The following is an 11435-nucleotide window of genomic DNA, read 5'->3' as shown; positions in this document are numbered from 1 at the left end:
CCGTCGGCCCGCGCACCGCCGCGATCATGCCGGTGCACCTCTACGGCCTGCCGGCGAACCTGCCCGCACTGACCGAGATCGCCGAGAAGGCCGGGCTCGCCCTGGTCGAGGACGCCGCGCAGGCGCACGCCGCCGCGATCGGCGACCGCCCGGTCGGCGCCTGGGGCAAGGGCGGCTGCTTCAGCTTCTACCCGACCAAGAACATGCACTCGCTCGAGGGCGGCATGGTCTCCACCGACGACGCCGAGCTCGCCCGCACCCTGCGCCTGCTGCGCAACCAGGGCATGGAGCAGCGCTACGCCAACGAGATCGTGGGCGCGAACGTCCGCCTCACCGACGTCGCCGCCGCGGTCGGCCGCAACCAGCTCTCCCGCCTCGGCGAGTGGACCGAGCGCCGGATCGCCAACGCGGCCCGGCTCACCGCGGGCCTCAAGGGCGTGATCACGCCGGTGGTGCCCGAGGGCTACCGCCACGTCTACCACCAGTACACGATCCGGGTCCCCGAGCACCGCGACGCGCTCCAGGCCGCGCTCACCGAGCGCGGGATCGGCTCGGCCACCTACTACCCGACGCCGATCCACCGGCTGCGGCCGTTCCTGGCCGCCGACGGCAGCCCGGACCCGCGTTGGGAGCTGCCCGAGACCGAGCGGGCCGCCGCCGAGGCGCTGTCGCTGCCGGTCTTCCCGACGCTGACCGACGCCGAGCTCGACCGGATCATCGATGCCGTCAACGCGTCGATCGAGGCCCTGTGATGGCGCGCCTGCGAGCCGGCCTGGTCGGCATGGGCGCCATGGGGCGCAACCACTTCCGGGTGCTGGGCGCCCTGGACGGCGTGGACCTGGTCGGCGTCGTCGACCCGGCGCTGGGCACCGCCGAGCATGCCGGCGTCCCGGTCCACACCGAGCTCGAGCAGCTGCTCGCGGCCGGGGTGGACTACGTGACGGTGGCCTGCCCGACGTTCCTGCACGAGGAGGTCGGCCTGCAGCTGGCCGAGGCCGGCGTGCATGCCCTGATCGAGAAGCCGCTGGCGGCCACCAGCAAGGGCGCCCGCGCGGTCCGCGACGCCTTCGCCGAGCGCGGCCTGGTCGGCGGCGTCGGCCACATCGAGCGCTACAACCCGGCGCTGCAGAGCTTGCGCGAGCGGCTCGCTGCCGGCGACCTCGGTGAGGTCTACCAGGTCGTCACGCGGCGCCAGGGCCCGTTCCCGGCCCGGATCGCCGACGTCGGCGTGGTCAAGGACCTCGCCACCCACGACATCGACCTGACCGCCTGGGTGACCGGTCGCGACTACGTCACCGTGGCGGCGCAGACCGCCCGGCGCAGCGGCCGCGAGCACGAGGACATGGTTGCGGTCACCGCAGAGCTCAGCGACGGCGTGATCGCCTCGCACCTGGTCAACTGGCTGAGCCCGCAGAAGGAGCGCACCACCGTCGTCACCGGCGAGCGGGGCGCGCTGATCGCCGACACCCTCACCGCGGATCTGACCTTCCACGCGAACGGCGCGATTCCGCTGGAGTGGGAGTCGCAGCGCAACTTCCGCGGCGTCTCCGAGGGCGACGTCACCCGCTTCGCCCTGGCCCGGCGTGAGCCGCTGCTGGTCGAGCACGAGAAGTTCCGTGACGCCGTGGTGAGCGGGGACGCCAGCCAGATTGTCGACCTCGACCAGGGCGTGCGGATCGTCGAGGTCTCCGAGGCGATCCTGGACTCCGCTGCGACCAACACCACGGTGACGCTCTAGCGATGTCTCCCGACGTGTCGGTGATCGTGCCGGTCTACAACACGATGCCGTACCTGCGCGAGACGCTGGCATCCCTGATCGGCCAGAGCATCGCGCCCGGACGGATGGAGGTCGTCGCCGTCGACGACGGCTCGACCGACGGCTCCGGCGAGGAGCTGGACCGGGTGGCCGCGGCGCACCCGGGGCTGTTCACCGTCATCCACCAGCCCAACTCCGGTGGACCGGCGCAGCCCTGCAACCGTGGCCTGGACGTGGCGCAGGGGCGCTACGTCTTCTTCCTCGGCTCCGACGACCACCTCGACCCCGAGGCGTTCGAGCGGATGGTGGCCGCCGCCGACGAGTGGGAGTCGGACGTGCTCTGCTGCCGCCTGGTGGGCACCGGCGGCCGGTGGGTGAACCAGTCGCTGTTCACCGAGACCCGCGCCGAGGTGCCGTTCCCCAGCGCGCTGCTGGCCAGCGCGCTGTCGAACACCAAGCTGTTCCGGCGCTCGGTGATCGAGGAGCACCGGATCCGGTACCCCGAGGACATGCGGGTCGGCAGCGACCAGCCGTTCACGATCGAGGCGATGCTGCACGGGCGCCGGGTCTCGGTGCTGGCGGACCGGCCCTACTACTTCGCGGTCCGCCGCGAGGGCATGGAGAACATCACCTACACCTCGACCTGGCAGTCGCGGCTGCGCGACCTCGGTGCCGTGGTGCGCAAGGTGGCCGCGCTGCTGCCCGTCGGCGAGGCCCGCGACGAGATCCTGCAGCGGCACTTCACCGGCGAGCTCGCCACCTTGCTGCGTCGCGACTTCGGCGAGCTCGAGCCCGCCGCGCAGGCCGAGCTGGTGGCCGGCCTCAACGAGCTGGCGGCCGACTTCCTCACCGACGGCATCCGGGCGCGGATGCGTCCGCTGGCGCGGGTCCGCTTCCGGCTGGCCGCGGCCGGCGACCTCGAGTCGCTGCAGCGGCTGCACGAGGCCGAGGAGGACGGCCACCGGGTCTACGTCGACGACGAGGCCGTGCGCCAGGTGCCGTGGATCTACGCCGACCAGGTCCTGGACCCCGAGTTCGTGGTCCCGCCGGCCACCCGCAAGACGGTCTTCGGCCGGTCCGTGCGCGAGGGCCGGATCTGGCTGGAGGGCTCGCTGCTGCGTGGCGAGACCCCCACCTCGCTGGCCCCGGAGATCGTGGACCGGGTCTGCGTCAGCGTCGTCAACGCGCCCAAGGGCACCGGCTGGGGCGTGCGCCTGCAGACCGAGCCCGACCGGCACGCGCCTCGGCGGGTGCCGGTGAGCATCGCCGACGGCGTGCTGCGCTGGTCGATGGACCTGGCCGAGGTGCCCCGGATCAAGCCGGGCCTGGTGATCTGCCCGCGCATCGACGTCGTCACCACCGAGGGGCGCTACCGGCTGCCGGTACGCAGCGAGGACGCCCCCTCCACCACCTTCACCCGCAACGGCACGGCACTGACCGCGCGCGTCTTCCCCGACACCTCGGGGCGCACCCTGCTTGAGATCGAACGGAGCATCTGATGACCAGTTCCACCGTCTGCGTGGTCGCACTCGGCAAGATCGGCCTGCCGCTGGCCGTGCAGTTCGCCAGCTCCGGCGCCACCGTGATCGGCGCCGACGTCGACCAGCGCGCCGTCGACCTGGTGAACCGCGGCGAGGAGCCGTTCCCCGGCGAGACCGACCTGGGCGTCAAGATGAAGGCCGCCGTCGAGGCCGGCCTGCTCAGCGCCACCACCGACACCGCAGCGGCGGTGGCGAAGTCGGACGCCGTCGTGGTCGTGGTGCCGTTGTTCGTCGACGCCGACGGCGTGCCGGACTTCGGCTGGATGGACTCCGCCACCCGCGAGATCGCCAAGGGGCTGCGCCCGGGCACCCTGGTCAGCTACGAGACCACGCTGCCGATCGGCACGACCCGCGAGCGCTGGGCGCCGATGCTGGAGGCCGGCTCGGGTCTCAAGGCAGGGGAGGACTTCCACCTGGTCTTCAGCCCCGAGCGGGTGCTCACCGGCCGGGTCTTCGCCGACCTGCGCAAGTACCCGAAGCTGGTCGGCGGGATCAACGCCTCCTCGACCGCGGCCGGCGTCGCGTTCTACGAGTCGGTGCTGCAGTTCGACGAGCGTGACGACCTGCCGCGCGCCAACGGCGTCTGGGACCTCGGCACCAGCGAGGCCTCCGAGTTCGCGAAGCTCGCCGAGACCACCTACCGCGACGTCAACATCGGGCTGGCCAACCAGTTCGCGCGCTACGCCGACAAGGTCGACGTCGACGTGCAGCTGGTGATCGAGGCCTGCAACTCCCAGCCCTACAGCCACATCCACCAGCCCGGGATCGCGGTCGGTGGCCACTGCATCCCGATCTACCCGCGGATGTACCTGTGGAACGACCCGGAGGCGACCGTCGTCCGCGCTGCCCGTGAGGCCAACGCGGAGATGCCGTCGTACGCCGTCGACCTGCTCCAGGCGGCGCACGGCGACCTGGCCGGCCTCGCGGTGCTGGTGCTCGGTGCCGCCTATCGCGGCGGGGTCAAGGAGACCGCGTTCTCCGGCGTCTTCGGCACCGTCGCCGCCCTCGAGGCGCGCGGTGCGACCGCCTACGTCTCCGACCCGATGTACACCGACGCCGAGCTCGAGGCGCACAAGCTCAACCCGCACCGCGGCGAGCCGGTGGGCGCGGCGATCATCCAGGCCGACCACGCCGAGTACCGCTCGCTCACCCCCGCCGACCTCCCCGGCGTCAAGGTCCTGGTCGACGGCCGCCGGGTCACCGACGCCACCGCCTGGCAGGCCGACGGCGTCCGCCGCGTCGTCATCGGCGGCTGAACCCTGGAGATAGTCCCTGACGTTTTCGTGGTTTGCGGTCCGTTTTGTCCACGAAAACGTCAGGGACTATCCGAATTCGGGGGTGTCAGGCCTCGGTGAGGACGCCGTCGGCCTCGGTGTAGGTGGCGCCGGTGGCGGGGCAGGTCCAGCGGCCGTCGCCCTCGTCGGTGAGCCGGTGGCCGGCCTTGCCGACCCAGCCGATCTGGCGGGCGGGGACGCCGAGGACGAGGGCGAAGTCGGGCACGTCCTTGGCGACGACGGCACCCGCCGCGACCATCGCCCAGCGGCCGATCTTCAGCGGCGCCACGCAGACGGCGCGGGCCCCGATCGAGGCGCCGTCCGCGATCTCGACGCCCACCGCGACCCAGTCGGAGGCCCGCTTGAGGTTGCCATCGGGGTCGACCGCGCGCGGGTACTGGTCGTTGGTCAGCACCGCTGCCGGGCCGATGAAGACGCCGTTGCCCAGGGTGGCCGGCTCGTAGACCAGCGCATGGTTCTGCAGCTTCACGTTGTTGCCGAGCTGGCAGCCGGTGCCCACATAGGCGCCGCGGCCGACGATGCACCCGGTGCCCAGCGACGCGTTCTCGCGGATCTGCGCCAGCTCCCAGACGGTGGTTCCGTCACCGAGGGTGGCGGAGTCGGCGACCTGGGCGGAGTCCTTGACCACTGCATTCATGGCCCACAAGTTACGGCAGTGCCGGGCGCTCGCCGTGGCCGACTCCGCTGGCGGGCCGACCACGGCTGGTCGGCTGCTGGTTACGATGGGCGCTCGTTTCCGGCTCAGTTGGGAGAGAGCGCACCGATGTCTGCCAGCCCCGAGGGTGCCTTCGGCCCCACGGCCCACGTGCTCCACATCGGCCCCCACAAGACCGGATCGACGGCTGTCCAAGCCGCGTTGTTCCATCAGCGTGACGACCTGCCGGCACACGGGCTCTACGTCCCTCAGCACAAGCAGCGGCGCCGTCAGGCGGGCTGGGCGCTCGGCCTGGAGGGCGGTCCGGCGGGCGTGCCCCGGCCCCCCATGCACCGTTGGAACGGCCTGGTCGCCGAGGTGGCGGCGGTCGAGGGCCTGCGGGTCTGCGTGAGCAACGAGGACTTCGGTCGCGCCTCGCCGGAGCAGGCGCGCCAGCTCGTCGACGGCCTCGGCGGCGACGACCCGCAGATCGTGGCCGCGGTCCGCAACCTCGACCGCCTGCTGCCGTCGCTGTGGCAGGAGCGGGTGAAGGCCGGGATCGACACCGGCTACGAGGACTGGCTGAAGGTGGTCCTCGGCGACGACCCGAACGCGTGGGAGAAGCGCGACGCCCTCGGGTTCCACGACGTCGAGGAGATGGTGCAGCGCTGGGTCGACGTCGTCGGTGCGGACCGGTTCACCCTGGTGGTGATCGACGACAAGGACCCGGGTGACCTGCTCAGCCGCTTCGAGACCCTGCTCGGGCTCCCGTTGGGCCTGCTCAAGGGGTACCCGGGCGAGTCCAACCGCGGGCTCACCTATGCCGAGGCCGAGATGATGCGTGCCTTCAACGCCCTGGCGGAGAAGGCCGAGGTGCCGCGGCCACTGCGCGCGCGCTACCTCAACCACGGCTTCGTGCGGGCCTTCAAGGCGAGTGCGCAGCGTTCGCCCGGGCCGTCCGGTGCGCCGCACCCGGCCTGGGCCTGGGAGTGGATCGAGCAGCAGAACAAGGCCCGCGCCGACTTCGTCGCGAGCTGCGGCGTGCGGGTGCTCGGCTCCGTGGAGTCGTTGCGGGTGATGCGCCCGCCGGTGCAGGTGCCGGCCGACTGGGAGCCGCACGTGCCGATCGAGCTGATCGCCGAAGGGCTCTTCGAGCTGATCCAGAAGGTGGATCTCGACAAGCAGCGCACGGCGCTGCAGATCGAGCAGCTGACGACGCCGCCCGCGCCGGCCAGCCTGCTCTCCCGCGTCGCCCGGCGGCTGCGTCGTCGCTAGCCGGGTGATCGGCGACACCAACCACCCCGGTAGTCTGGACCAGCCCGGTCAGCCCCGGCCAGGCGCGCTCGAGACCTCCGTTAGGTGCCCCCTTGATGGAACGCTCCTTGCTGCTTGTCGTCGGCCCCGGACGAAGCGGCACCAGCTCGATGGCCGGTGCGCTCAGCCATGCCGGCTACGTCACGCCCGGTGCGTTGCGTGGCAACGAGACCAACCCCAAGGGCTTCTTCGAGCCGCGCTGGGTGGTCCAGCTGCACAAGGAGCTGCTCAAGCGCAGCGGGATGCTCGCCCTCGACCCCGACCCCGAGGGGCTGGCGATCGTCGCCGAGCGCGCCCTGCGCGACGGCCTGCGTGACGAGGTGCGGAGCTGGCTGGAGGCACGCTTCGAGGAGAGCCCCCAGCTGGTCCTGAAGGACCCCCGGCTGATCTGGTTCCTCGACCTGTGGACCGGCGCGGCCCGCGACCTCGGCGTCGAGCCGGGCTCCGTGGTGATGCTGCGTCACCCGGCCGAGGTGACCGCCAGCCGCAGCGCCTACTACGACGCCCGTGACGTCGCCGCCGTCGCCGGCTGGATCAACGTCGCCACCCTGACCGAGCAGGTGACCCGCTCGGCGCGCACCGTCGTGCACTACCCCGACCTGCTCGCCGACTGGCGTGTGCAGTTCGAGCGGATCGGCGCCGACCTGGGCGCGCGGTTCGAGCCGGCGATCGACCAGCGCCCGCACCCGGTCGACGAGCTGATCGACCCGGCGCTGCGCCGGATGAGCCCGGACTGGGAGCAGGTGGCCGCACCGCGCTGGCTGCGCGACCTCGCCGAGCGGACCTACCAGGCGCTGCTGCGGGAGAGCAACGGGGAGCAGGTCGACCCGGCCGAGTTCGACGCGCTGCGCACCGAGTACCTGGAGGACTGGCACGCCGCGATCGGGATGACGCAGGTCGAGCGGCGCCGCACGATCCGCAAGGCGGAGCGCCGGGCCACCCGCGCGGCGACGGCCGCGGCGAGCGCCGCGGTGGGCGAGCCTGAGCGGCGCGGCGTCCGAGATCGTGCGTCCTCGGCGGCGCGCAAGCTGCTCGGCCGCTGACGGCCCGGGGCCGCGGGATGGCACACTTCGGGGGTGCCCGAAGCTCGTACTCTCGTCCTGATCACCGGTACCGGCCGTAGCGGTACCAGCACGATGTCCGGCCTCTTCCACCATCTCGGTGTCGAGGTCCCCGGGCCGTACCTGGGCGCGAACGCCTCGAACCCCAAGGGCTTCTACGAGTCCAAGTGGTCGGTGCGCTTCCACGAGGAGCTGTGCTCCCGGGCACGGATGCACGTGATGGACTCCCGGCCCAGCGCCTACGACGACCTGCAGGCGGTGATCACCCCGCGGGACCGCGCCAAGCTGGCGCGTTGGGTCGCCAAGGTCGGCGCCGAGCACGATCAGATCGTGGTGAAGGACCCGCGCAGCGTCTGGACCCAGCAGCTGTGGCAGGAGGCGGCGGCCGCCGACTCCCGGGATACGGTCTTCATCTCGATGCTGCGTCACCCCGCCGAGACGATCGGCAGCCGGGCTGCCTACTACGCCAGCGCCGACGAGGCGAAGCGCCGCCGCTACGAGGTCTTCAACGTCGCCCGCTGGGTGAACAACCAGCTGGTCAGCGAGCGGCACACCCGCGGGCGGTCCCGGTCCTTCATCGGCTACGCCGACCTGCTCACCGACTGGCGTGGGGAGGCGCGCCGGCTCAGCGACGAGCTCGGCGTCCGCTGGCCCGGATCCATCGCCCCAGACGTGGTGAGCCCGGTCGACGAGTTCATCACCCCCGACCTGCGCCGGGTGCAGGTGCGCTGGGAGGACCTGGAGATCCCCGCCGAGCTGCAGCAGATCGCGGTGGAGGTCTGGGAGGCGGTGCTGGCGCTGCGGGCGGCCGGTGGCGCCGACGCGCAGCAGTCAGCGGCGATGGACGCGCTGCAGCTGCGCTACCAGGAGCTCTTCGAGCGCTCCGGCGCGATCAGCCACGACGCCGTCGAGGCCCGCGCCGCCGAGCGCGAGCGCGAGCAGACGCCGGCACCGGCACCGACCCCAGCCGGGGACGACCGGCCGATCCGCGACGTCGGTGCCCGCGAGCTGCTGGGCGTGGTCGGGCGGCGGGCGGCCGCCCGGGTCCGACGACGCGGCTGAGCTCAGGACGTCGTCTGCTCCAGCAGGGATGCCAACGGGTCGTCGCGGCGCACGTCGATGATCTGCCCGGTGACGTCGTCGGCCAGCAGCACGTCGAGTGACGTGCGGGCCACGGTGTCGGAGGCCAGCAGCGAGTCGCTCGGCTCCTCGCCGAAGGCCTTCGTGCGCATCGGGGTCCCGGTCCGCTCCGGGTTGATGCAGTTCACCCGGACCCCGTCGGCTGCCCACTCGTCGGCCAGTGCCTGGGTCAGGTTGACCACGGCCGCCTTGGCCGAGGAGTAGAGGCTGTACCCGGCGCGTCCGCGGGTGTACGAGCTGGAGGTGTAGAGCAGCAGCCCGCCCTTGCTCGCGCGCAGCGCCTCGTGGAAGGCCTGGGCGATGAAGACCGGCGCCAGGTAGTTGACCTCGGTGGCCGACCAGATCGTCTCCTCGCTGGTCTCGGTCAGGTTCCCCCGCGGCAGGATGCCCGCGGTGTTGACCACGTAGTCGATCCGGCCGTCCGCGGCGAGCACCTGGTCGCGGGCCGCCACGATCTCGTCGCGGCGCTCGACGTGGGTGCCGGTCGCCGAACGGCTGAACCGGTGCACCTTGGCGCCGCTGCGCTCAGCCAGGTCGGCGACGTCGCCGCCGATGCCGTAGCTGCCGCCGAAGACCACCACGGTCTTGCCGGCCAGCCGCTCCGCGTACTCGGCGTCGGTGTGGCCCTGCGGCTGGTCCTGCACGGTGAGCTGGAAGAGCTTGTCGGCGATGTAGACGTCGATCGGCTCGGTGACCTTCATGTTGCGCTCGTCGCCCGCGACCACGGTGATCGGCACCTCGGGCAGGTACTTGAGCACTACCGAGCAGTCGTCGGTGGCAACGAAGTCCGGGTCGGCGGCGGCGCGCTCGTAGGCACGGGAGATGGTGCCGGCCCGGAAGGCCTGCGGGGTCTGGCCGCGGCGCAGCGCCGAGCGCGGCGGGATCGCGCGGATCACGTCGTTCTCATCGACCTCGATGATGGTGTCCGCGGACGGGATGGCGACGTCCACCGCCTCGTGGACCTCGAGCGCGCTGAAGCACTCGCCGATGATCCGGTGGCTGACCAGCGGGCGGACCGCGTCGTGCAGCAGCACCCGGGCGGTCGGGTCGCCGATCTCCTCGAGCGCCTTCATCGATGTCTCGCTGCGGGTGGCACCGCCCTCGAGGATCGCGGTCACCTTGTCGTAGCCGCCCTTGCGGACGATCTCGCGGACCGAGTCGAGGTGGCCACGCGACATCAGGATCAGGATCTCGTCGACTTGGGGGTGCGTGTGCATCACCTCGAGGGTGTGCTCCAGGATCGTCTTCCCAGCGACCTTGATCAGCTGTTTGGGGATGTCGAGACCCACCCGGGAGCCGACGCCTCCGGCGAGGAGGACGGCGACGTTGCGGGGAGCGGAGGCAGCACCTTCGGACATGCGATCTACTCTCTCATCCCGCGCGCGATCCCACGGAGTGGGTAGTGTTCCCCGGACCGCTGCCTCGCCTATCGCTGCCGGAGGATCTGCCATGCCCAGGACCACGCTCCGTCGAGGGCTCCAGCGCATCACGGCCCGGCTGCACCCGGAGCCGGTCGCGGCTCCGGCACCGGTGGTCGGGATCGTCGAGTCGGTGACCCGCAACCGCCTGGTGGGGTGGATCTCGGTGCCCGAGGACCACCCGGACGTGCCGATCACCCTGCAGGTCGGGCGGCTGGAGATCGCGGCCACCTACCCGACCGCGGACGCGCCGATCTCGCGATCGGTGGTGCGGCAGCGCCGTGACGAGGAGTCCGGGTCGCCGCGTCGCCAGGGGGTGGCCAGCGGCCGCCGCGACGACCGGCGCAACTCCGGGCAGCAGGTGCGCGCCTTCTCCTTCCAGATCGCCGGGCTCTGGGCGTTCCTCGGGCGCCGCAATCGGCTCACGGTGCGGGTGGACGGCCGGCCGCTGCCGATCGCCGGGCACGGCATGTACCTGACCCCGCGGCGCAGCGGGGAGCGCACCTTCGCCGAGCTCGAGGAGCTGATGGCGCAGGGCTACCAGCTCACCAAGTCGGGCTACCTGATGGCGCCGCAGGAGAGCCGTGGCGTGTGGCGTGACGCGGTCCGCGACCTCTACGGCCGCACGCGCGAGCTGATGGTCGCCAGCCACGGCTACGAGCCGTTCCTCTTCTACGGGAGCCTGTTGGGCTCGGTGCGCGACGGCGGGCCGATCGGGCACGACAACGACTTCGACTGCGCCTACATCTCGCGGCACCGGACCGGCGTCGAGGCCGGCGAGGAGCTCGTGGAGATCGCGCTGGCGCTGATCGAGGCGGGTCTGAACGTCGATCTGCGCAGCCGCCTGCTGCACGTCAACGATCCGGCCACCGGCCAGCGCGTCGACGTCTTCCACGGCTGGTTCGACAAGGACGGCGTGCTGCAGACCGCGTGGGGGACCGCCGGCACGACGGCGTTCACCGAGAGTGACTGGCAGGGCACCGAGGAGGTCGACTTCATCGGCGTCCCGATGGCCCGGCCGCGCAACGCCGAGCGGTTGCTGGCCCATGTCTACGGCGACGACTGGCGCAACCCCAAGCCGGGGTTCAGCTGGTCGTTGAGCCGCACCGACGTCGGCACCGACGGAATCCTGACCGTGGAGCAGCGGACCAAGGTGTATTGGGCGAATTTCTATGCGCGGACGGCGTATGGGTCGGGTTCGTCGTTCTTCGAGTTCGTGAATGCGCGTGCGGAGATGCCGGGGACGGTGATCGACATCGGGTGTGGTGATGGTCGT

Annotated in this window: 10 protein-coding genes; 8 read left to right on the top strand and 2 right to left on the bottom strand. The window is 71.9% G+C overall.

What is annotated here, in order from left to right:
- From ABD151_RS08200 to ABD151_RS08185, 4 genes are all read left to right on the top strand, one after another.
- On the top strand, positions 1-752 hold a 752-nt coding region (locus ABD151_RS08200; protein ID WP_343993163.1), incomplete at its 5' end, for a DegT/DnrJ/EryC1/StrS family aminotransferase.
- Positions 752-1738: a Gfo/Idh/MocA family protein gene (locus ABD151_RS08195; protein WP_343993161.1), complete on the top strand. Its 987-nt coding sequence runs from the start codon at positions 752-754 to the stop codon at positions 1736-1738. The genes ABD151_RS08200 and ABD151_RS08195, both read left to right, overlap by 1 nt.
- 2 nt (positions 1739-1740) lie before the next feature.
- Positions 1741-3255: a glycosyltransferase family 2 protein gene (locus ABD151_RS08190; protein ID WP_343993159.1), complete on the top strand. Its 1515-nt coding sequence runs from the start codon at positions 1741-1743 to the stop codon at positions 3253-3255.
- Positions 3255-4553 (top strand): nucleotide sugar dehydrogenase, encoded by a 1299-nt coding sequence (locus ABD151_RS08185; RefSeq protein WP_343993157.1) that lies wholly within the window; start codon positions 3255-3257, stop codon positions 4551-4553. The genes ABD151_RS08190 and ABD151_RS08185 overlap by 1 nt, the downstream gene beginning before the upstream one ends.
- Positions 4554-4638: 85 nt before the next feature.
- On the opposite strand, the gene ABD151_RS08180 is transcribed toward ABD151_RS08185, so the two are convergent.
- Complete coding sequence (locus ABD151_RS08180) at positions 4639-5229, bottom strand: acyltransferase (RefSeq protein ID WP_343993155.1); 591 nt, start codon at positions 5227-5229, stop codon at positions 4639-4641.
- 126 nt (positions 5230-5355) lie between these two features.
- Between ABD151_RS08180 and ABD151_RS08175 the strand changes: the two genes are divergently transcribed.
- The 3 genes from ABD151_RS08175 (at position 5356) to ABD151_RS08165 (ending at position 8663) form a co-directional block, all read left to right on the top strand.
- A complete protein-coding gene (locus ABD151_RS08175) occupies positions 5356-6501 on the top strand; it encodes a hypothetical protein (RefSeq protein ID WP_343993153.1) in 1146 nt (381 codons plus the stop codon).
- 95 nt (positions 6502-6596) lie between these two features.
- Entirely contained in the window at positions 6597-7583 is a 987-nt protein-coding gene (locus ABD151_RS08170) for a sulfotransferase family protein (protein WP_343993151.1), read from the top strand.
- Between the two features lie 33 nt (positions 7584-7616).
- Entirely contained in the window at positions 7617-8663 is a 1047-nt protein-coding gene (locus ABD151_RS08165; RefSeq protein WP_343993149.1) for a sulfotransferase family protein, read from the top strand.
- 2 nt (positions 8664-8665) lie between these two features.
- On the opposite strand, the gene ABD151_RS08160 is transcribed toward ABD151_RS08165, so the two are convergent.
- Complete coding sequence (locus ABD151_RS08160; RefSeq protein ID WP_343993147.1) at positions 8666-10099, bottom strand: SDR family NAD(P)-dependent oxidoreductase; 1434 nt, start codon at positions 10097-10099, stop codon at positions 8666-8668.
- Positions 10100-10190: 91 nt separating this feature from the next.
- Between ABD151_RS08160 and ABD151_RS08155 the strand changes: the two genes are divergently transcribed.
- Positions 10191-11435 (top strand): hypothetical protein (locus ABD151_RS08155; RefSeq protein WP_343993145.1); only part of this gene is annotated, 1245 nt, incomplete at its 3' end.

Source organism: Nocardioides dubius, assembly GCF_039528155.1.
GTDB lineage: Bacteria > Actinomycetota > Actinomycetes > Propionibacteriales > Nocardioidaceae > Nocardioides > Nocardioides dubius.
The sequence above is the reverse complement of the archived record's forward strand: the minus strand, read 5'-3'. Positions and strand labels throughout refer to the sequence as shown.

Coding starts and splice junctions, on each gene's coding strand:
- ABD151_RS08190 (WP_343993159.1), top strand. CDS start 1,741: ATGTCTCCCGACGTGTCGGTGATCGTGCCGGTCTACAACACGATGCCG.
- ABD151_RS08160 (WP_343993147.1), bottom strand. CDS start 10,099: ATGTCCGAAGGTGCTGCCTCCGCTCCCCGCAACGTCGCCGTCCTCCTC.
- ABD151_RS08185 (WP_343993157.1), top strand. CDS start 3,255: ATGACCAGTTCCACCGTCTGCGTGGTCGCACTCGGCAAGATCGGCCTG.
- ABD151_RS08170 (WP_343993151.1), top strand. CDS start 6,597: ATGGAACGCTCCTTGCTGCTTGTCGTCGGCCCCGGACGAAGCGGCACC.
- ABD151_RS08180 (WP_343993155.1), bottom strand. CDS start 5,229: ATGAATGCAGTGGTCAAGGACTCCGCCCAGGTCGCCGACTCCGCCACC.
- ABD151_RS08195 (WP_343993161.1), top strand. CDS start 752: ATGGCGCGCCTGCGAGCCGGCCTGGTCGGCATGGGCGCCATGGGGCGC.
- ABD151_RS08175 (WP_343993153.1), top strand. CDS start 5,356: ATGTCTGCCAGCCCCGAGGGTGCCTTCGGCCCCACGGCCCACGTGCTC.